Consider the following 20,326-nt stretch of genomic DNA (forward strand, 5'->3'; position numbering starts at 1 on the left):
CAGGTGAATTCCACGTGCGCCTAACCCCTAAAAGTGCCTTCGGGCAAACTGTTATGCTAATAGGCGTATTGCTGCTTATTAACCAAATTGTGTCGTACATTTCTGTTACTTACTATTTTATTCAGCCTAGCTACCAACAAATCAATAGTTTACTCGCCACACAAGTAAAATCAGTATTGGCCAACGACTTACTGGTCAGTAATCAAGAAAGCCGAACGGCCTACTTCAACGAAACACAGGTTCGGGTGTTTGATGAAAGTGTGGCGCGACAAAACGGATTAGAAACGGCAGTGTATTATGGCTTTATGTCTTCTCAAGTGAGTGAGAATATTAATCAACTAGCCGACGTTCGCATTAGTACCGAATCTCAAGCGAATGATGAGAATGCCCCGTACACCGTGTGGATCTCGCTAAATCGCTACCCCGACACGTGGATTTCCATTCCAATATCTGGGCTAAACGAAGCCAATATCTCGCCCCTCACTATGTATCTTTTGGTAATCGGCATTCTCAGTGTCGCTGGAGGCTGGCTGTTTGTAAGACGCATGACCAGACCATTATCTGCTCTGCAAAAAGCGGCGATTGCGGTAGGCAAAGGTGAGCACCCTGTTCCACTGCGCGAGCAGGGCAGCACTGAAATGATCCAGGTAACGCGAGCATTTAACCGCATGAATCAGGGTATAAAGCAGCTCGAAACCGACCGAAACGTAATGACAGCCGGCATATCTCACGACTTACGAACGCCTTTAACCCGCATTCGCTTGGCCTCAGAAATGCTGCCAGAAGATCAAGACTGGATAAAAGACGGCATCGTGAATGATATTGAGGATATGAACGCTATTATCGATCAGTTCATCGACTACGCCCGCTACGACACCGAAGAAATAACACAAGAAACTGATTTAAACTCTATTATCGCAGATTTAGTTCAGGCTCGGCATTTAGACGAAAAGCACCATATAGAGTTAAAGCTAAACCCTATTCCAGTGCTTCCCCTTCGTCGCATTGCCATGAAGCGAGTAATAGATAACCTCATTGAAAATGCGTTTAAATATGGCTCTGATGATATTGCCATTAGCAGCTTTTATAACCGGCATGAGAAACGCGTGTACTGCAAAGTACGTGACTTTGGCCCGGGCATTCCTCAAAACGAACTCGATAGTGTGTTTATGGCGTTTGCTCAAGGGGATAAGGCCAGAAACTCCTCTGGTTCAGGCCTAGGACTTGCCATAATAAGGCGTATTGTCGAAGCGCATAATGGCGAAGTGAGTTTGCGTAATCACCCACAGCAAGGCTTAGTGGCTGAGTTCTCTATGCCTTATTCTTCAGTAAAAAGTTAAACACATCGCAAAAGGCCGCTACCTTCGCTGCTTCAACATTCTGCTGTACCCGTAAGATGCAAACCACAGCACGCAGCCTCCAATAGGTATTACCCAAAACGCGGTGGTAAGTGGCGCAAAATTTGCCCAAAGCCCGGTTGAAAACGACGCCACCTGCACTCCCGTAGAGTTACCAATAATAGCAATGCCAGAAAGCACAGGGCCGTTATCGCTATCTATATTCATCGCTGCCGATAGCATTAACGGAAATAACCCGCCTAACCCCAAACCAAGCAATAAATTACCTGCGCCTATGCCATAAAACGACGGCATAATTTTTAGCACAAATACGCCTATCAGTGAGGTGGTTGCCATAAACATGATAAGGCGGTGCACAGATAGAAAGCGCAATAAGAAAGGAAATACAAGACGGCTTATTACCATTCCAGCGGTAAAACAGGCTAGCAGGTTTCGCGACTGCTCACCGGTAAAACCAATGCCATTTTGCGCATAACTGACAAACCAATTTGCGTTGCCAAACTCTACTGCACCGTACCCAAAGGCTAACAAGGCCATAAACATAAACACGGGCTGCTTAATAATAACGCCGAAAGTGAGGGTTTTCTTCGCGGCCTTTGGCGCGTTAGAGACTATTTTCGCTTGAGAGCGAGCTGCGATATAGGTGTAACAAGAAAGGACAGCCATCACACCTGCCAACACTTGAATGGGCAAGCGCCAGTTGTGCTCTACAAGATACAACAGGGTAACAAAAAAGGACGCGGCGAACGTACCAAGGCTAAACATAAAATCCATTAGCCCCATCATGGTAAAGCGTTTTTCAGCGTACATTCGGGCAATGAGGGTATGACCTATTGTAAATATGGTGGAACTCACCACACCAATAGCTACCGCTAAAACTAAAAACCATTGCCAGGAAGATAGCAGTGAAACCAAAACAAGTAGCAGAGTATTCACACTGAACAGGCTAGCCAGTAAGGGCATGTATTCAAATCTACTGGCGTACTTCCCGCCTAAAATTGCACCTAGCATCATGCCAACGGAGAACAGCGAAAATAACGCGCCGCTCACCAATTCAGTCATGTTAAGGTTTTCGGCAATGTCGGGAAGCAGAATTCCCCAAAGCAGAAACAGTTTACCAATTAAAAAGAAGCCAGAGAATATAACGATGGTGGCAGGTGCGCGGCTCATTCGTGCTCCAAGGTATGTAGAACGGCTCAAGAACGCATTATTTGGCCTTCATAATGTGAGGCTAGTGCATCAAAGCCGACTTGTGAAAGCCAACTTATTAAAGCCAATCTACGAAGACCAATATTGAGCCGAGCTTGCGTAAAAGCGTGAAAACGGCACGCTAGATTACATGATTTTAATCTCTACAGACTGCTGATAATCGCACGAAATTGCAAGTGAAAGCGTTTTCCCTTTTTCATCCCAGGTGAAACCACTCGACGCACCGTTTACCTGTACTTGCGTAGGACGAGTATCTTGACCATGTACCACCATAGTAAGCTTACGTCGCTGAGGCATACCCATGTAGCTTCCCGCACTATCGATATGTAACCTAAGTTGCTCAGCATGCTCGGCAGTAAATGTCATTGCCGTATACAAACCGTATTTCACGGAATCTGGGCTTACTCCGTCATCTTCATATAGGGTGTAGGAAGCGTGAGAAACCGAGTTGTCGGCCCAGTAATGCACGGTAAGCTCAGCAGGGTTGTAATCTTCGGTGCGCGCTAGCTCTTCTGACATAGGCATAAAACTACCCGCCTTCACCCATACCGGAAAAGTGTTGTCTTGCAACGGATATTGCACAACGTTGCCACCTTCAAAACGGGTATCAGAAAAGAAGTCAAACCACACCCCCTCAGGTAGCTTAACGTCCCAGCTTGATTGGTTAGGCTCAGTAACAACAGACACTAACAACGCATCGCCCCACATGTAACTTTGTGCATTCTCAAACCACGTTTTCTGGCTGTAATCAAACGCGAGTGGGCGCATCAAGGGCGTGCCGTGTAAGGCATTTTCGAAGGCCAACGAATAGTTATAGGGAAGCATGGCGTAGCGCAGTTTAATAAATTCACGGGCTATAGATTTAACCGGGTCGTCGTGAAAGACGGGTTCAGGCGCAATAGCATCTTGGGCATGCGGACGGAATACTGGTGAAAACGCGCCAAACTGCAGCCAGCGGGTGTAAAGTTCAGGGTCAAACGCTTCGCCTCCGGCAAACCCACCTAAATCAGAGTGAGTATACGCCAGGCCAAACACGCTCATTTGAAGGGCGAGTTCCACTTGAGGCTTAAGGCCTCCCCAACTTCTGCTTACATCCCCTGTCCAGGGCACCATCCCAAAACGCTGACTTCCCAAGAAGCCTGAGCGCATGAGTACAAAAGGGCGAGTATCAGGCTGCAATTCACGCAGGTTGCTATACACCATTTTAGCCCATTGATGCCCGTAACCGTTATGAAGTACCTGTCCGTTTATCTTTTTAGAATGCCATAAATGAATAGAATCATCGGGATGCACTTCTGGCTCGCCTAGATCACCCCACCAACCAGCAACACCCTGCGCAGCTAATTTTTTATAATACTGCCAAAACCACTGCTGTCCCTCATCACTAAATACATCAACAAGCCCGGTGTTACCAAAGTAAAAGTCGAAGGTATAAGGGCTGCCATCGTCTTTTTGCGCTAGCGCGTTGTTAGCGACGGCACTCTCCCACTGTGAAGAGGTGGTGAGTATAAAAGGTTCAGTGATCAAAACCGTTTTAATGTCTTGCTGCTTTAGGGATGAAATCATCTTTTCAGGGTTTGGAAAGGCCTCTTTATCCCAATTCAAATTACCCATATGACCTTTAACGTCTTTACCAAACCAGTAGAGATCTAGCACCACTGCGTCTAGGGGAATATCTTGGGCGTTAAATGCTGATACAACGTCGGCCACCTCTTGTTGAGATTTGTAGCCAAAACGCGATGCAAAATTACCAAACAGCCAGCGCGGTACGAGGGGCTGCTTGCCGGTAACGGCTACAGTTGAGGTGGCAGTGTCTTTTAAACTTTCACCGAGCACCACAATGTAGCTTGCCCGACCGCCCTCTGCAGAAAAGCGCAGTTCATCAGGATTTGTATTTCCCATATCAAGCTCGCCCGACGCTGTGTTGTCAAACAACACACTGTAATGCTTCGATGACATCACCGCAGATAGGCCGAAATACATTTGATTGGATGACGTGGTATACCCGTAGTGCGCTTTGTTATAAAGCGGCATAGTATGGCCTCGACGGTCCATGCCTAGCACACGCTGTCCGCCGCCATACAGCATTTCGCTTTCATCAAGAGCGAGGGATAGCGACACCTTCTCAGCACTGGCGGTTAAGCCATTACGCTCAGCTACTCGAAGCTCGCCATCATAGAAATAGGACAACGCGTGGCTGTCTTTGTCGATAACCACCGAGCTCTTACCAATGCTTAACGACACCTCGGTGCTGGTTTCTTCAAGAGTAGGTGAGAATTCGCCCTGATTGACAAGGGCCATGCTGGGAAGGTTGTCGTATGCCTCGCCATTCTCATCGGTGAGTAGAGTGATAGCAAAGCTGTTATCTGCCACCGCAGACACCGAAAAGTCATAGGTATTGGTATCAACTATCAAGGTGCTGTCTTTCAACGTAACACTTTCTACGTGAGCAAAAGCAGGCAGGCAAACGAAGGTTGAAACGGTAACAAAAGCAGGGACAAATAGGGTCGACAAGCGAGCTAACATAGGCGCATTTCCTTATAGACTACACTCACTTGCTTCTCAACAGCGCCTGTTCGTTTAATTGCAAGACGAGTTAGAAAGATAGCGTTATAGTCACAGTACATTAATAGTATTCATAATACCCAGCCCCGTTAGGGAACAAAATAAACATACGTATTCATAATGTTAAAAATGTTAAAAAAAGCCCACAACAGAGTGTGGGCTTTCAAAGATAGTTTACAAAAGCTATTTATAAAACAAGTCCGTGTTTAGTTTCCTGGGCCAGCTTTTACGATAGCGTCGTTAACATCGTATTTTTCAAAGTTTTGCTGGAAATCGCTAACAAGATTAGCTGCAAATGCTTCATAGCTAGCCTTATCTGCCCAGGTGTTTTTAGGCACTAATAGGTTGCTGTCTACGCCTGGAACCGCCACAGGTACATCAAGGTTTAACCCCTCAATGTGCTGGGTTTCAACGTCGGCCAATTCACCTGAAACAATGGCGTCGATCACTGCACGAGTCGTTGGAATATCAAAGCGACTGCCAGTTCCGTAAGGTCCACCTGTCCAACCTGTATTCACTAAATACACTTTTGCGCCAAACGCTTTTACCCGTTTAATCAAAAGCTCTGCGTAAACGCCTGCGGGACGAGGAAAAAAGGGCGCACCAAAGCAAGTAGAAAACGTTGATTCTATGTCGCTGGTTGAGCCAATTTCTGTAGAGCCCACTTTTGCAGTGTAACCACTTAAGAAATGATACGCCGCGGCCTCTTCGCTCAACACCGACACTGGCGGTAACACACCACTCACATCACAGGTTAAAAACACCACCGAGCGGGGCTCACCGCCTCTGTTTTCTGCTACGCGCTTTTCAATATGCTCGAGGGGATAGGCAGCACGGGAGTTTTGAGTTAGCGACGTGTCTTTGTAATCAGGTGTGCGAGTATCATCAAGCACCACATTTTCTAAAATGGTGCCGAATTTAATCGCGTTCCAAATCACAGGCTCATTCTTTTGAGATAGGTCGATACATTTTGCGTAGCAACCACCTTCAATATTGAACACGCTACCCGATGCCCAGCCGTGTTCATCATCGCCAATTAAAAAGCGCTTAGGATCGGCAGACAAGGTCGTTTTCCCTGTGCCTGACAGGCCGAAGAAAAGGGTAACATCGCCTTCTTCGCCAACGTTTGCAGAGCAGTGCATTGGCAGCACGTCTTTAGCAGGCAACAGGAAGTTTTGTACTGAAAACATGGCCTTTTTCATTTCGCCGGCATAACGCATACCCGCAATAAGTACGCGTTTTTTAGCGAAATTAATAATCACCGTGCCGTCGCTGTTAGTACCGTCGCGCTCTGGAACACATTCAAACCCAGGTACATTTAGTATCTGCCAAGGCTGCTCATCTTTCGTGTTCCATTGCTCAGGCCTAATAAAAAGATTACGCGCAAACACATGCTGCCATGCAGTTTGAGTGCGTACTTCTAAAGGCAGTGCGTGTTCTGGATCTGAACCCACTTGAAGGTGTGATAAGAAGTGCTCTTGAGTCGACAAGTACGCATCAACGCGTTCCCACAATGCATCAAACTTCTTTGAATCGAAGGGTTTATTCACTTTACCCCAGTCGATGTCATTCTCACTTGATGGTTCTTTTACGATAAATCTATCATTGGGAGAGCGCCCTGTTCTTTTACCTGTTTGCACAACAAGCGCGCCGTTTTTGTCTAATACGCCTTCACCGCGCTCAAGGGCACGCTGAATAAGCTCGGCAGAGGTGAGGTTGGTGAGCGGTGTTACTTTCAAGTCCGTCTGAATTGATTCAGCAGCAGTCATAGTTGTTACCCTTTATGTAATATTACAAATTGCCTTTCAAAAAAGTAACACCATCAAGAACGGCAAGTAAACAAGTATATAGAGAACATTTATAAATAAAGACAAGACTGAAACAGGCTCAACTTTCAAAAATAATGTAATTTTATTACATGAAAGCGTTTCCCCTTTTGAAAAAGGGTAAATATGCGTCGTGCATTCGTTGTTTATATTCATTTTCGCCAATAAACGATGCTGAAAAAACATGCAAAAATTGATATTTACAACGAAAGGAAAGAAGTGGGTAAGATTAACACATTGACCAGTGTTGCTTTTTTAAGCAGCAGTAAATTACGCCCACCTGACTTGCGGTCATTTCTCGATGGGCGTAGTGAATAGCGTTCAAATGGCTAGAGCGTGTTGCCCTTGCCGACTACGTAAGGACCTTGCCTACTGGTTTGTGGCCGATCCGCCATAGTTGCCGTTATGAATAGCTTCTACGTCGATACTGTCAAAGCGATATTCCACATGACAGTACTGGCAATTCATTTTTACTGCGCCTTCTTCTTCAATAATAGAATTAAGCTCTGCTTTTTCTACATGTCGAAGCGCTTCAGCACTGCGCTCTTTAGAACACGTGCAGGCAAACGATACTGTCTTAGGCGGGAACATCTCTACCTCTTCTTGGTGATACAAGCGATACAGTATTTCTTCTACCGACAGCGAAAACATCTCTTCTTGCTTTAATGTTTCCGTCAGCTTAGTAATGTGTTCAAAATCATTTGCTGAAGACACATCCGTCGCGCTTGCTTGGGCAGGCAGCACTTGAAGTAGTACACCAGCGGCCTTAGCACTTTCTGCATCTTGTAAGTCAGTCATTAACTGAACCTTGGTGGCCAGCTGTTCAGACTGTTGAAAATATCCCTCGATGCATTCGGCAAGGCTAGGCTTATCTAGCGCAACTACGCCTTGGTAACGCTCACCTTCATCAGGGGTAATGGTAATCACAAGCACAGCGTCGGTGAGTAGCTCGGAAAAGTTCTCCGGTAACGTGGTTAGGCTTTCATCCCAACGGGCAACACCTCGAAGGGTTTGATTGTGCGTGGCATTGACAACCGCATAACTTACCGGCCCTTTGCTTTGTACCTGCAATCCTATTTCGCCTTCAAACTTAAGCGTTGCGGTCAGTAACGACGTGGCTGCTGCCATCTCGCACAGCAATTGCTGAATTTGAACCGGGTACTCGTAGCTATGCACAATGTTTTTTAAGCTGTCGTTTAAACGCACTAGCTCACCGCGCACATTGGCTTGGGTAAATAAAAAGCGGTGTAAATTGTCGAAGTCGCTCATAACTAATCCTGTTTACAGCAATTATTGCTGTTTAAATTTAATAATCTGTCGTCGCTGCTTTTTGTCTGGTCTGTTATCAGGCTTAGGACTATGAAAAGCGTTTAATTTACGCGCAGCTTGGTTCTCTTCACGTTTTGTTACACTTTCAGCGGTTTCCGCGTAAAGCTCCTGTGCCAGAGGCGCGCTTAACCGTTTATCACTAAGCCCGAGCACCTCAATGTCACGAGAATCGAAGCCTGAGGGAACTTTTAACCTAGCGCCAAGCTCTACGTTCCTGCTTGGTTTGGCTCGTTGACCGTTGTAGTGAACTTTGCCCGACTGAACCATATCTCGAGCTATTGCGCGGGTTTTAAAAAATCTTGCAGCCCACAGCCACTTGTCCAGCCTGACATTTTGTGTTGTATTGTTGCTATTCGATTGGTTCATATAATAATTTCGTAACGGTGTTGCTTTAGTGTTGTGACCCTAACCTTTACTAGGCTATTATGGATTCGCTAAAGCGCGGTTAACCAAAAATTCACTTTATTTTAAAGCAGTACCATCAGTGGCAGCATGACATTCAATAAACCCAATCCACAATCTCTGGTTGTTTTTGTAAACCAGAATCAAAAACAGCTACACACCCTTGTAGTGGTTCTGCTAAGTCTGTATTTAATTGCATTCACAGCCAAACTTGTGTGGCAGATTATACCTGAACCATCGCTGTCTGCGACACCAACAGCATCATCTATTACTCCCATCAGTACGCCTAATGGGAAAAGTGGGGTCAATCTTGGCAAAATACAACAGCTAAATCTTTTCGGAGATGCTGCCGCCGCGCCTCAGTCATCGCAAACTGAAGAAGTCACCGATGCACCCGAAACCCGTTTAAACTTAACGCTCACCGGTGTGGTAGCAAGTTCAGAGCAAGAATCAGGTACTGCCATTATTGAAAATAATAACAGCCAAGCCGTGTATGGTTTGGGTGAAAAAATTGAAGGGACTAATGCAACGCTGCAAACGGTGTATAACGACCGCGTAATCATCAAAAATGGGATCCGCAAAGAAACGCTCATGCTCGATGGTATCGATTATGAAGAGGCGAATCGCAGACGTGAGCAGCAGGAACGTATGGGTCCGTCGCCAACACGTAACGACGAAGCTCAGGCACAAGAGCTCAGCGAAGAAGCCCTTGAGGCCACAGCAGCTTTACGTGAGCGACCTGCAAACTTTACTGATTTTATTTCAATATCACCAAAAACTGAGGGCGGTCAGCTAATTGGCTATCAAGTAAGCCCAGGCCGTGAACCTGCTCTGTTTGCTTCTGCAGGCCTTAAAGCCGGTGATGTGATTTCACAAATTAACGGGTTAGATTTAACTGACCTACAGCAATCGCAAGAGGCATTATCAGAGCTTCGTTCTGCGCGATCGATAGAATTAACAATTATTCGTGATGGTAGTTTCACCACGCTGTATCTCGACTTGCCTGAGTCATAAAACGCTAACAAAAAACTGGCATTCTTTCCCGCTAGGGAAAGTTTCAGTTAGGCAAGAATTACAGCTTAAACGGCCGTTTACAGATTAAGAAATAAAGGAAGTTAGAATGAAAAGGCGCACAAGCCACAAATTGTTATCTCGCTTAGCCACCACTGTGTGTACAGCGCTGCTGTGTTTCTCTGTGACCGCTGCCGAGTACATGCCTAATTTTAAAGATACCGACATTAACGAATTCATTAATATTGTGGGTAAAAACTTAGAGCGAACCATTATCGTCGACCCGAATGTTCGCGGAAAAATTAGCGTGCGCAGTTACGATATGCTTAGCGAAGAGCAGTACTATCAATTTTTCTTAAACGTGCTGCAGGTATACGACTTTGCTGTGGTTGAAATGCCAAGCGGCATTTTAAAAGTTGTGCGCTCTAAAGATGCAAAAACCTCAAATATTCCGGTGGTTGAAGGCGCAGAACAAGACGGTGATGAATTTATTACCCGCGTCGTTCCTGTTTACAACGTACCTGTTCGCGAACTAGCCCCTATTCTTCGCCAGCTAAACGATCAGGCCGGTGGCGGAAATGTAGTGAGCCACGACCCTTCAAACGTGATGATGCTAACCGGCAGGGCAGCGGTGGTTAACCGTTTAGTCGAAATTATTGAACGTGTTGACCGCGCCGGTGACGAAGAAGTAGAAATTGTGAAGTTACGCTATGCTTCAGCGTCTGAAATGGTGCGCATTATTGAAAGCATTAACAAGTCTCAAGGCAAAGCGAATACGGGCGCCAAGTCTGACCCCCGTGTTGTGGCAGATGATAGAACTAACTCTGTCATTGTCAGCGGCGACGTTAAAGCCCGCCAACGACTCATCACGCTTATCCAACGTATGGACCAAGAGCTTGAGTCTAACGGCAATACGCGAGTGCTGTTTTTAAACTACGCAAAAGCAGAAGACATGGTAAAAGTATTGCAGGGTGTGTCGGCCAGTATACAGGCAGAAACACAAGGCAGCGCTGCCACCTCTACCCGTCGTTCTTCATCGAATCGGGACATCAGCATTGACGCCCATGAAGATTCCAACGCCATTGTCATTACCGCAGAACCTGACATGATGCGCTCACTGGAAGAAGTGGTTCGTCAACTCGATATTCGTCGTGCTCAAGTACAGGTTGAAGCCATCATTGTTGAAGTATTTGAAGGTGACGGCACTACCCTTGGCGTGCAGTGGGTATCTGAAGAAGGCGGCGGTACACAATTTAACAATGGCATTGTGCCAGTAGGCGCTTTAGGCGTGGCTTTACGTCAAGCGGAAGACCGCCAGGTACCCCGTTCTCAAACGTCAGCAAATGGTGAAATTGTTGAAACAACAGATACCATAGAGGGCGACTTCCAGCCTCTTGCAAACCTACTTGGCGGCGCCAACGGCATGATTGCAGGAATTATAGAGGATGGTTGGGGCGCAGTTGTGCAGGCAGTTAGCACAGACACCAATTCAAATATTCTTGCCACTCCGCACCTAACTACTATGGACAACGAAGAAGCGTTTTTCATCGTAGGTCAGGAAGTTCCTATTATTACGGGAACAACAACGGGCGCTAATAATTCAAACCCTTTCACAACGGTAGAGCGCCAAGAAGTGGGTATAAAGTTAAAAGTAACGCCACAAATAAATGAAGGTGATGCGGTTCAACTTCTTATTGAGCAAGAAGTATCAAGTGTTAGCGGTGCAACCTCGGTGGACATCTCTATTAACAAGCGTGAGATTAAAACCACCGTTATTGTAGATGATGGCGGCACTATCGTACTTGGTGGATTGATTGATGAAGACATTCAAGAAAGTGTGTCAAAAGTACCTCTACTTGGCGATATTCCTATCCTTGGTAACTTGTTTAAATCAACCTCTACCAGTAAACGTAAGCGCAACCTCATGGTATTTTTGAAGCCTACTATTGTGCGTGATGCCGCAACCATGAATTCTATCAGCCATAGAAAGTACAATTACATCCGCGCGCTACAGCTTAAACGCCAGCAAGACGGCGTATCGTTGATGCCTAACTCTCGCACACCCACCATGCCTAATTGGGACGATGAGCTGTCGCTACCGCCTTCTTTTGAAGAGTACTTAACGGAAAAAGAAGCGCTAGAGGATAATGACTAGTATGTCAGGGCAAGACGAACAACTTACTCAGGCACTTGAAGCACAAGAAGAAGTGCTTGAAGCCATGGCCGAAGAGGGTCTTCCTGAACAAGAAGGTGGCCCCAAACAGCTTTCATTTAGTTTCGCGAAGCGCAATCAAGTGCTGTTAGAAGTGAATGAAACACCGGCTGTTTTGTATTTTACTGAGAACACGCCTTTTGATGTGTTCGCTGAAGTGCGTCGTTTTTACGGTGAGCCTTTTGTTCCTAAATCCATTCCGGCAGATGAGTTTGAAAGCTTCCTAACGACGGCTTTCCAGCGGGATAGTTCGGCTGCTAAACAGCTCATGGAAGATTTAGGTAATGAGAGTGACTTGTTTGCTCTTGCCGAAGATTTACCCGATACAGAAGACTTGCTAGACAGTGAAGACGATGCGCCTATCATCAAGCTCATCAATGCGATGCTTGGTGAGGCAATTAAAGAAGGGGCTTCTGATATTCATATCGAGACCTTCGAGAATCAACTGGTTGTGCGCTTTCGTGTAGACGGCGTTTTGCGTGAAATACTGCGCCCTAATCGCAAGCTATCCTCTATGTTAGTGTCGCGAATCAAAGTAATGGCCAAGTTAGACATTGCTGAAAAACGAGTACCCCAAGACGGTCGTATCACCTTACGCATAGCAGGCAGAGCGGTAGACGTACGTGTATCTACCATGCCTTCAAGTCACGGCGAGCGGGTGGTGTTGCGTTTACTTGATAAAAATAATGCACGCCTTAATCTTGAAGATTTAGGCATGACTCAGGGAAATAGAGACTTCTTCTCTACGCTTATCAGAAAGCCTCACGGCATTATTTTGGTTACAGGCCCTACCGGCTCAGGTAAAAGTACCACCTTGTATGCAGGGCTAAGTGAGATTAATTCTCGCGATAGAAATATTCTTACCGTTGAAGACCCTATCGAATTTGATTTACCCGGCATTGGACAAACTCAAGTTAACCCTCGTGTAGATATGACCTTTGCAAGAGGCTTGCGGGCCATATTACGTCAAGATCCAGACGTGGTAATGGTTGGTGAGATTCGAGACATTGAAACTGCCCAAATAGCGGTTCAGGCCAGTTTAACCGGTCACTTGGTACTTTCCACGCTGCATACCAACACGGCCGCCGGTGCAATAACACGATTAGAAGATATGGGTATTGAGCCGTTCTTGTTATCGTCGAGTTTACTGGCTGTGCTCTCCCAGCGCTTGGTGAGAACCTTGTGTAAAGAGTGCAAACAGCCTCATACACCCGATGCATCACAACGTGAAGTATTAGGCTCTGATGCTAATGCTAGCACCATTATTTACACCCCGCGTGGGTGCGCCGCATGTAATCAAACCGGATATCGCGGTAGAACCGGTATTCATGAATTGCTACTAGTTGATGAGCGCGTGAGAGAAATGATGCATGAAGGCGTTGGCGAACAGGCAATCGAGCGTTACATAAGAGCCACTACGCCAAGCATACGAGAAGATGGCTGTCGAAAAGTGCTGTCTGGGGTAACCTCACTTGAAGAAGTATTACGAGTAACGAGGGAAGACTAATATGGCAGCGTTCGCTTATAAAGCGGTCAATGCCCGCGGTAAAAATGAAAGTGGTGTACTTGAGGGCGATAATGCTCGGCAAGTGCGCCAGCAGCTTCGTGAGAAAGGCTTAATTCCACTCGATGTAGAACAAGTGGCTGAGCGTGTGCAAAATAATGGCTCGGGGTTCAGCTTTTCGCTGTTTAAGCCGCGCATATCTGCCTCTGACCTAGCGCTGCTTACTCGCCAAATGGCTACGTTAGTAGAATCTGCCTTACCCGTTGAAGAGGCGCTACTGGCCGTTGCCGAGCAGTGTGAAAAACCACGTCAGAAAAATATGATGATGGCGGTGCGCAGTAAGGTAGTTGAAGGCCACGGCCTTGCCGACGCGCTAGGTGAATTCCCCAGTGTTTTTGACGATCTTTATCGCTCTATGGTGGCGGCAGGTGAAAAATCTGGTCACTTAGACACCGTATTAAATCGGTTGGCTGATTACACCGAACGACGTCAACAAACCCGCAGTCAAATAACCCAAGCGCTAGTATATCCTTCACTCATGCTGTTTTTTGCCATGGGCATTGTGTTGCTATTGCTTACCGTTGTAGTACCCAAAATTGTGGGTCAATTCGACCACATGGGTCAGGATCTTCCCGGCATTACCCAGTTTCTTATTTCATTGAGTACATGGCTACAAGACTATGGCCTGTTTTTATTGATAGCGATCGCAATACTCGTTGTCATTATGCAGCGAGTGTTGCAGCAAAAGGCAATGAAGCTGCGCTATCACAAGGCGCTTTTAAAAGTACCGCTCATTGGAAAGGTAACCCGCGGCCTCAATACGGCGCGCTTCGCCCGAACTCTGAGTATTCTTAGTGCCAGTGCAGTGCCGCTATTAGAAGCAATGCGCATTTCAGGTGATGTGCTTGAGAATCAGCATATTAAGAACCAAGTTGCCGATGCCGCTATAAACGTTAAAGAAGGTAGCAGCCTGAGAGCAGCATTGGATAATACGAAAATATTTCCACCTATGATGATGCATATGATTGCATCGGGTGAGAAGTCGGGTGAATTGCAACAAATGCTCGCCCGGGCCGCAGATAATCAAGATAGGGAATTCGAGTCGCTTATTGGTGTCTCACTAAAAGTGTTTGAACCTTTATTGATAGTCACAATGGCAGGGATTGTATTGTTTATCGTAATGGCAATTCTGCAGCCAATTTTAGCATTGAATAACATGGTGAATATGTAATGAAATCTTTAAAACGTAGTTCTGGATTTAGTTTGATTGAAGTAATGGTGGTGCTGTTAATCATCGGCATTATGGCGTCAATGGTAGCACCTCAAATTTTGGGAAACCAAGAAGAAGCCCAGCTTAAAAAAGCGGCGGTAGATATTCAGCAGCTGGAAAGTGCTCTTGAAATGTATAAGCTGCGCAACAATCGCTTTCCTACTACCGAGCAAGGCCTTGATGCCTTAGTGACAGCGCCAACCTTAGACCCTATTCCGCGCAACTACCCAGAAGGCGGTTTTATTAAGCGCCTACCAGAAGATCCATGGGGAAATCCTTACGCGCTTATCAGCCCTGGAGAGCTTAGCGTAGTTGATATTTTTTCTAATGGCCCAGACCGCGAACCCGGTACCGATGACGATATCGGCAACTGGAATATTAACGAATACCTCAACTAGGCGTAACTCAAGCACACTATGTACAAGCGTGGCAGTACCCCAACAACATCAAACGGCTTCACCTTATTAGAAGTCATGTTAGTGCTGCTACTTATGGGTTTGGCTGCTGGCTATGTCATGTTTAATGCCTTTGGTGCCAGCAAAGCAGACCTGCTCAAAAGCCAAGCTCAGCGGCTGCAGGTTATTGTGGATATGGCCAGCGATTTTGCGGTGCTTAATCAGCAGCAGCTTGGCGTGCGCGTTGAGCAAAAAGATAACGAGTATTACTTTGTTTATCTTAATGATGACGACGAGTGGCAGCGCATTGAGGGTGAGGACGTATACGCAGTGCACACCCTGCCCGAGCCTTTTACACTTACTCTAAATTTAGATGACTTGCCTTGGGTAGTTGAAGATCAGCTTTTCGACCGAGAGTTGTTCGATGAAAACCTTAGCGTGTCAGAAGACGGTGTTGAAATAGGCAGCGACGAAGATAAAAAGCTGCCTCCACCCCAAATACTTATAATGTCGAGCGGCGATGTGACCCCGTTTACCTTGTCGTTCAATTACAATGGCGATGAGGGCGACGAGCCCGTTTATTTCAGCCTACAAAATAAAGACCTTCCTCCTCTTGCCCTTGAAGGGCCGCTGGAGAGTCCGCTATGAGTATGCACCAGCACGCAAGCTCTCTCAAAGATAAACAAAAAGGGCTTACGCTACTTGAAGTGATGGTGGCGCTGCTCATTTTTGCATTAACAGGTACCGCTATTTTAAAAGCCGCTGGCGATCACTTATCCAGCGTTGGGCAAATTGAATCTGTGACCTTTGCCAATTGGGTGGCGAGCAATCGATTAAACCAGCTTCAGCTTGAAACCACATGGCCGCCAAAAAATAACTTAAAAGGCAGCATGGAAATGGCAGACAGAACGTGGTTTTGGCAACAAAAAGTCACCAAGACCAACGACGGTGACTTACGCGCGGTGACCATTTCTGTTGGTGAAGATAAAAATTACGTGAGTACTGTAACCTCAGTGACTACGTTCGTCGCCAAGCCAACAAAGAGCTAGAGTGATGCAGCGCGGTTTTACACTCATTGAAATTTTAGTGGCCATGGCCATTTTTACACTTATTGGCTTAGCGTCCACGGGCTTACTCACCACGGTGATAGACAGCAACAGCTTGTCACAAGAGCGTTTTGAAAAACTGCAGCTTTTACAGCGGGCCATGGTGACCATAGAACGCGATATACAGCAGGCAGTATCAAGGCCAGTTCGCGCGAACGGTGAAAAACAAGAAATTGTGATGGCCGGCGGCGAAGTAGACGGCAGTGATGACGACGGCATCGGCTTTGTTCGCGGCGGCTGGCATAACCCTCAACTCATGCTGCCCAGAAGTACTCTGCAATACGTGGCCTATCGATTACGTGATAATAAGTTAGAACGCCTATACAGCAATTACGTCGATAACGTGATTGGCTACGAGCCCAAGGTTCGTGTACTGCTTGAAAATATTGAGAGCTTTAAGGTTGAGTTTTTGTCTGGCAACAATGCCTCGTCGACGATAAAAGACGATGACGATATTAAGTGGAGCGAAAAATACCAAGACACGGTGCTTCCACGCGCCGTCGCTATTGAGTTTGTAAGCAAAGACTTTGGTATGCTTCGCCGCGAATTCACCCTTGTTAGCGGTGACTCGTAATGAAGCATAGCTCTTATTTAAAAACGAGTGTTGAAAATTCGACGTGTGTAAAATCGGCTCGTCTAGGATCAACTCGAGCAAAGTCCTCTCAAAGAAAAGCGCCTCGCTTTCAGTCGCCAGCAAAGCAGAAAGGTGTGGCACTGATGATAGTGCTTATGATCGTTGCCCTAGTGGCGGTTTTAGCCACTGAAATGGGCACTCGGCTGCAGCTACAAGTGCAGCGCACTATGAACTTAAAAGATAATAATCAGGCGTATTGGTACGCCTTGGGCGCAGAAGCTTTTGCTAGGAAATCGATTAAAACGCTGATTGAAGAGACGCCAGACAAGATATCCCTTGATCAACCTTGGGCACAAGAATTTGCTTATCCCTTAGAAGGTGGTGGACTTACCGCCAACTTAAAAGACTTGCGAGCCTGCTTTAATCTTAATGCAATCAACTCTGGTGACGTTGGCTCAATCCCTAACAGCTCAAGAGACACCACTGAAGCCATGGACGCATTTAGCAGTATGCTGTTGGCACTTGGGATAGACGGCCTTGATAGCTACACCGCAGATACGTTTAGAGACGGTTTAGCCGATTGGGTGGATGACGACGATAACCAACGCTCCTTGGGCGCTGAAGACAGTGAATATGAATCTCGAGAGTTTCCGTATTTAGCGGCAAACGGCCCACTGGCTTCTACCAGTGAATTGCGTATTATAAACGGCGCATCACCACAGTGGCTGGGCAACGTTCTGCCATTAGTGTGCGTTATTCCAGATAACGACGAATTAAAAATAAACGTCAATACATTAGACGAAGAAGAAGCGCCGCTTTTAGCTGGGATCACCGGGTTAGATTTGCAGCAAGCCACCAGCCTTTTAGCCAATAGACCGCAAGAAGGTTGGGATGAGGTGGACGACTTTTTAAACGAGCCGGCTATACAAGCTCTTACCCTATCTAATTCGCGCAGAGACTGGTTTACGGTTAAAACCGAGTATTTTATTTTGCACACAAAAACTAAATATAATAAAGCAACGTTTAAGCTTTCCACCGTGTTTCAAGTAAGCACAGACAACGGCGTGAACATACTGAGGCGCGAGTTCGGAGGAACACAATAATGGAACAACTACTGGTAAGGCTGGGCGCGAATAAAAGCGACGCCGTCAGCTGGTTGGTTTACTCAACTGCCGATGATGAAATAATGGCATCGGGCGAATTAGAGAATGCCGACGCGTTAGCAACGCTTACAGAGCGCACTGCCCAGCGAAGTGTAATCGCATTAGCGCCAAGCAGCGATATTTTACTCAAGTGGGTAACGCTGCCACCGCGAGCTGGCAGAAAAGTAATTGCCGCACTGCCCTATATGCTTGAAGAAGAGCTTGCCACAGATATTAGCAAGCAGTTTTTTGCCTTAGGCCCTAAAGTGGGTAACGAGCAAGCAGTCGCTATTGTGAGTCATGAAAAAATGCAGCAATGGCAACAATGGCTGCAAGACGCTAATTTGGTGTGTGACACCATTATTCCAGATGTACTCGCAGTGCCTCACACGGCAAACGGTTGGTCAATTTTGACTCTCGGTGATCAGCTATTAGTTCGCCAAGATAATTTCAAAGGCATTCAAGGCGAGCAGCAGTGGCTACTGCCAACACTTGCTCACTTTACGTCACAGCATTCAACGCCTGTGAGCGTGACCAACTATGCCGGTATCGACCTCTCTAGTTTACCCAATATAGAAGAAACCGAAACGCCTTTAGAGCTTCCCATGCAGGTGCTCGCTAAAGAGGCAACGGCAACAAGCTTCAACTTATGCCAAGGCGAATACAAAGTTAAACGCAAACGCAGCAGTGCCCTGTCGCAATGGCGCGTAGCGGCTGTGTTAGCCGTGCTGGTACTGTGCACAGCCTTAATTGACAAAACGGCCACCCTGTATCAATTACAGTCGCAAAACGACGCATTGCGCAGTCAAATTAGCAACACCGTGAAAAGCGGCTTTCCTAATATTGGCACCTACCGAGACGTGCGCCGCAAGCTGCAAAGTGAAATGGCCAAATTAGAACAAGGTGGCGGCAATGCGTCCATGCTAATTATGCTAGACCAGCTCTCTCCTGCTTTTGCAGCCACCGACGTTAAACCGCAAACCCTTCGCTTTGACGCCAGTCGCACTGAAATACGCATTCAGGCCGAAGGCAAAAGCTTTGAAGCACTTGAGCAGTTTAAAAAAACCGCCGAGCAGGCTGGCTTTTTAGTTGAGCAAGGTGCGATAAATAATCGCGATAGCGGTGTTGTTGGCACAGTGTCTATTAGGAGTACGTCATGAACGCGCTATTAGAAAAATATAAAGCACTGACTGAGCGCGAGCAAAAGCTTGTGTTGATATCTGGCGTAGTCGTTGTGATCGCCATATTTTATTTTGCCATTTGGTCTCCCCTTAACAATGCGCTTTCGCAGCAGCAAAAGTTACTCGATAATCAGCAGTCACTGTTGGTATGGGTAAAAGACAGTGCCGCAAGAGCTAAGCAACTGCGCCGTGTCTCTGGCACTAGCCAAGGCTTTTCTGGTTCGCTGCCGCAGGCAGTCAATCGCACGGTAGCAAAACACGACATTGCTATTTCGCGCATGCAGCCACAAAACGATGAGCTTCAAATTTGGGTTGATCAAGCGCCGTTTAACAATGTACTAGAGTGGCTTAAAACCATGGAAAGTATGGGCGTGGTGATTTTACAAGCAGATATAACATCGGCCGATGCCGAAGGGTTTATCAAAATTCGTCGATTACGATTAGGTAAAGCATGAAGTCAAAAATAAGCTGGATTGTAGGCGGAATAATCGCGTTTTTATTATTTGCCATTGCTTACATGCCCGCGGTGCAAGTGATTGGCCGCATAACACTGCCGCAAAATGTCTCTATTGAAGGCGTGAGCGGAACGCTGTTTAGCGGAAAAGCACAAACTGTGGTAGTAAACGGTCTTCCTATTAACAATGTAAAATGGGAATTAAACCCACTTTATATGCTCATTGGCAGCATTAACCTTGATGTAAAAGCAGGCAATATTCGCGATAAAAACGACATTGCTTTTGAAGGCCCTATTTCAACAGGGCTATTTCGTCAAACATCGGTAAGCACAGAGGCATTCACACTGTATTTGCCTGTAGATAGGGTGCTAGCACAAGTTCAGCTACCGCTGCCAGTTAACGCAGGCGGCCGCTTTAAAGTAAAATTAGACGAGTTGCACTACGGGCCAACATGCCGCGCACTCTCTGGCACCGGAGACTGGCTAAACGCGACAGTGGCTGGAACCCAAGGCCCTATCGATTTTGGTACCTATTCGGCTAAGCTTCGCTGCGAAGGCGACGATATTGGCATTACCGTAAACGAGCCAAACATGCTCGGGCTGTCTATCGATGCAACCGTTCAAGCAGACATGCAAAAATTCCAAGTCGCTGGAAAATTTAAGCCCGACGACAGTTTGCCCAATGAGGTGCACCAAGCGGCACGGCTTTTCGGCACGCCTGACGCCAATGGCTACACGCAAATTAAGCTTTAAATAGTAAGCATTAAATTTTGATTTTTAATTACACA

General features: G+C 46.5%; 18 protein-coding genes. 13 read left to right on the top strand and 5 right to left on the bottom strand.

The window, feature by feature from the left end:
- The first annotated feature begins 14 nt into the window (after nucleotides 1-14).
- Complete coding sequence (gene envZ, locus GTQ48_RS07575) at nucleotides 15-1,340, top strand: two-component system sensor histidine kinase EnvZ (RefSeq protein WP_163106013.1); 1,326 nt, start codon at nucleotides 15-17, stop codon at nucleotides 1,338-1,340.
- Between the two features lie 18 nt (nucleotides 1,341-1,358).
- Here the strand turns inward: envZ and GTQ48_RS07580 are convergent, their stop codons facing one another.
- From GTQ48_RS07580 to hslR, 5 genes are all read right to left on the bottom strand, one after another.
- Nucleotides 1,359-2,528, bottom strand: a complete 1,170-nt coding sequence (locus GTQ48_RS07580; RefSeq protein ID WP_163106015.1) for an MFS transporter — start codon at nucleotides 2,526-2,528, stop codon at nucleotides 1,359-1,361.
- Between the two features lie 165 nt (nucleotides 2,529-2,693).
- Nucleotides 2,694-5,093, bottom strand: a complete 2,400-nt coding sequence (locus GTQ48_RS07585) for a TIM-barrel domain-containing protein (protein WP_163106016.1) — start codon at nucleotides 5,091-5,093, stop codon at nucleotides 2,694-2,696.
- Between the two features lie 245 nt (nucleotides 5,094-5,338).
- The gene (locus GTQ48_RS07590) at nucleotides 5,339-6,901 is read right to left on the bottom strand and encodes a phosphoenolpyruvate carboxykinase (RefSeq protein WP_163106017.1); all 1,563 of its coding nucleotides are present in this window, start codon (nucleotides 6,899-6,901) and stop codon (nucleotides 5,339-5,341) included.
- 426 nt (nucleotides 6,902-7,327) lie between these two features.
- Complete coding sequence (hslO, locus tag GTQ48_RS07595; protein ID WP_163106018.1) at nucleotides 7,328-8,227, bottom strand: Hsp33 family molecular chaperone HslO; 900 nt, start codon at nucleotides 8,225-8,227, stop codon at nucleotides 7,328-7,330.
- Nucleotides 8,228-8,248: 21 nt separating this feature from the next.
- Nucleotides 8,249-8,653 (bottom strand): ribosome-associated heat shock protein Hsp15, encoded by a 405-nt coding sequence (gene hslR / locus GTQ48_RS07600; RefSeq protein WP_163106019.1) that lies wholly within the window; start codon nucleotides 8,651-8,653, stop codon nucleotides 8,249-8,251.
- A 126-nt stretch (nucleotides 8,654-8,779) separates the two neighbouring features.
- Between hslR and gspC the strand changes: the two genes are divergently transcribed.
- The 12 genes from gspC (at nucleotide 8,780) to GTQ48_RS07660 (ending at nucleotide 20,291) form a co-directional block, all read left to right on the top strand.
- Nucleotides 8,780-9,703, top strand: coding sequence for a type II secretion system protein GspC (gspC, locus tag GTQ48_RS07605; protein WP_163106020.1), 924 nt, complete (start codon nucleotides 8,780-8,782; stop codon nucleotides 9,701-9,703).
- A 106-nt stretch (nucleotides 9,704-9,809) separates the two neighbouring features.
- On the top strand, nucleotides 9,810-11,855 hold the full coding sequence (gspD, locus tag GTQ48_RS07610; protein ID WP_163106021.1) for a type II secretion system secretin GspD: 2,046 nt from the start codon (nucleotides 9,810-9,812) through the stop codon (nucleotides 11,853-11,855).
- Between the two features lies 1 nt (nucleotide 11,856).
- Nucleotides 11,857-13,419 carry a type II secretion system ATPase GspE gene (gene gspE / locus GTQ48_RS07615; protein WP_163106173.1) on the top strand — a complete coding sequence of 521 codons (1,563 nt, stop codon included), beginning with the start codon at nucleotides 11,857-11,859 and terminating at the stop codon, nucleotides 13,417-13,419.
- Between the two features lies 1 nt (nucleotide 13,420).
- Nucleotides 13,421-14,647, top strand: coding sequence for a type II secretion system inner membrane protein GspF (gene gspF / locus GTQ48_RS07620; protein WP_163106022.1), 1,227 nt, complete (start codon nucleotides 13,421-13,423; stop codon nucleotides 14,645-14,647).
- On the top strand, nucleotides 14,647-15,084 hold the full coding sequence (gene gspG, locus GTQ48_RS07625; protein WP_032095339.1) for a type II secretion system major pseudopilin GspG: 438 nt from the start codon (nucleotides 14,647-14,649) through the stop codon (nucleotides 15,082-15,084). The genes gspF and gspG overlap by 1 nt, the downstream gene beginning before the upstream one ends.
- Before the next feature lie 18 nt (nucleotides 15,085-15,102).
- Nucleotides 15,103-15,729 (top strand): type II secretion system minor pseudopilin GspH, encoded by a 627-nt coding sequence (gspH, locus tag GTQ48_RS07630; RefSeq protein WP_163106023.1) that lies wholly within the window; start codon nucleotides 15,103-15,105, stop codon nucleotides 15,727-15,729.
- Complete coding sequence (gene gspI / locus GTQ48_RS07635) at nucleotides 15,726-16,130, top strand: type II secretion system minor pseudopilin GspI (protein ID WP_163106025.1); 405 nt, start codon at nucleotides 15,726-15,728, stop codon at nucleotides 16,128-16,130. Before gspH ends, gspI begins: the two co-directional genes overlap by 4 nt.
- A gap of 4 nt (nucleotides 16,131-16,134) precedes the next feature.
- Nucleotides 16,135-16,761: a type II secretion system minor pseudopilin GspJ gene (gspJ, locus tag GTQ48_RS07640; protein ID WP_163106175.1), complete on the top strand. Its 627-nt coding sequence runs from the start codon at nucleotides 16,135-16,137 to the stop codon at nucleotides 16,759-16,761.
- Nucleotides 16,761-17,864, top strand: a complete 1,104-nt coding sequence (gspK, locus tag GTQ48_RS07645; RefSeq protein WP_163106027.1) for a type II secretion system minor pseudopilin GspK — start codon at nucleotides 16,761-16,763, stop codon at nucleotides 17,862-17,864. Before gspJ ends, gspK begins: the two co-directional genes overlap by 1 nt.
- A complete protein-coding gene (gene gspL, locus GTQ48_RS07650; protein WP_163106029.1) occupies nucleotides 17,864-19,063 on the top strand; it encodes a type II secretion system protein GspL in 1,200 nt (399 codons plus the stop codon). The genes gspK and gspL overlap by 1 nt, the downstream gene beginning before the upstream one ends.
- Entirely contained in the window at nucleotides 19,060-19,539 is a 480-nt protein-coding gene (gspM, locus tag GTQ48_RS07655; RefSeq protein ID WP_163106031.1) for a type II secretion system protein GspM, read from the top strand. Before gspL ends, gspM begins: the two co-directional genes overlap by 4 nt.
- Nucleotides 19,536-20,291 (top strand): type II secretion system protein N, encoded by a 756-nt coding sequence (locus tag GTQ48_RS07660; protein ID WP_163106033.1) that lies wholly within the window; start codon nucleotides 19,536-19,538, stop codon nucleotides 20,289-20,291. Before gspM ends, GTQ48_RS07660 begins: the two co-directional genes overlap by 4 nt.
- Nucleotides 20,292-20,326 lie beyond the last annotated feature (35 nt).

The sequence above is a fragment of the Alteromonas genovensis genome (genome assembly GCF_010500895.1).
Classification (GTDB): Bacteria; Pseudomonadota; Gammaproteobacteria; order Enterobacterales; family Alteromonadaceae; genus Alteromonas; species Alteromonas genovensis.

Bases quoted from the DNA above. Each gene is read 5' to 3' on its own strand.
- GTQ48_RS07585 (WP_163106016.1), bottom strand. From the start codon at position 5,093: ATGTTAGCTCGCTTGTCGACCCTATTTGTCCCTGCTTTTGTTACCGTT.
- gspJ (WP_163106175.1), top strand. From the start codon at position 16,135: ATGCAGCGCGGTTTTACACTCATTGAAATTTTAGTGGCCATGGCCATT.
- gspK (WP_163106027.1), top strand. From the start codon at position 16,761: ATGAAGCATAGCTCTTATTTAAAAACGAGTGTTGAAAATTCGACGTGT.
- gspC (WP_163106020.1), top strand. From the start codon at position 8,780: ATGACATTCAATAAACCCAATCCACAATCTCTGGTTGTTTTTGTAAAC.
- hslR (WP_163106019.1), bottom strand. From the start codon at position 8,653: ATGAACCAATCGAATAGCAACAATACAACACAAAATGTCAGGCTGGAC.
- gspL (WP_163106029.1), top strand. From the start codon at position 17,864: ATGGAACAACTACTGGTAAGGCTGGGCGCGAATAAAAGCGACGCCGTC.
- GTQ48_RS07660 (WP_163106033.1), top strand. From the start codon at position 19,536: ATGAAGTCAAAAATAAGCTGGATTGTAGGCGGAATAATCGCGTTTTTA.
- gspM (WP_163106031.1), top strand. From the start codon at position 19,060: ATGAACGCGCTATTAGAAAAATATAAAGCACTGACTGAGCGCGAGCAA.
- hslO (WP_163106018.1), bottom strand. From the start codon at position 8,227: ATGAGCGACTTCGACAATTTACACCGCTTTTTATTTACCCAAGCCAAT.
- GTQ48_RS07580 (WP_163106015.1), bottom strand. From the start codon at position 2,528: ATGAGCCGCGCACCTGCCACCATCGTTATATTCTCTGGCTTCTTTTTA.
- gspG (WP_032095339.1), top strand. From the start codon at position 14,647: ATGAAATCTTTAAAACGTAGTTCTGGATTTAGTTTGATTGAAGTAATG.
- gspF (WP_163106022.1), top strand. From the start codon at position 13,421: ATGGCAGCGTTCGCTTATAAAGCGGTCAATGCCCGCGGTAAAAATGAA.
- gspE (WP_163106173.1), top strand. From the start codon at position 11,857: ATGTCAGGGCAAGACGAACAACTTACTCAGGCACTTGAAGCACAAGAA.
- GTQ48_RS07590 (WP_163106017.1), bottom strand. From the start codon at position 6,901: ATGACTGCTGCTGAATCAATTCAGACGGACTTGAAAGTAACACCGCTC.
- gspH (WP_163106023.1), top strand. From the start codon at position 15,103: ATGTACAAGCGTGGCAGTACCCCAACAACATCAAACGGCTTCACCTTA.
- gspD (WP_163106021.1), top strand. From the start codon at position 9,810: ATGAAAAGGCGCACAAGCCACAAATTGTTATCTCGCTTAGCCACCACT.
- gspI (WP_163106025.1), top strand. From the start codon at position 15,726: ATGAGTATGCACCAGCACGCAAGCTCTCTCAAAGATAAACAAAAAGGG.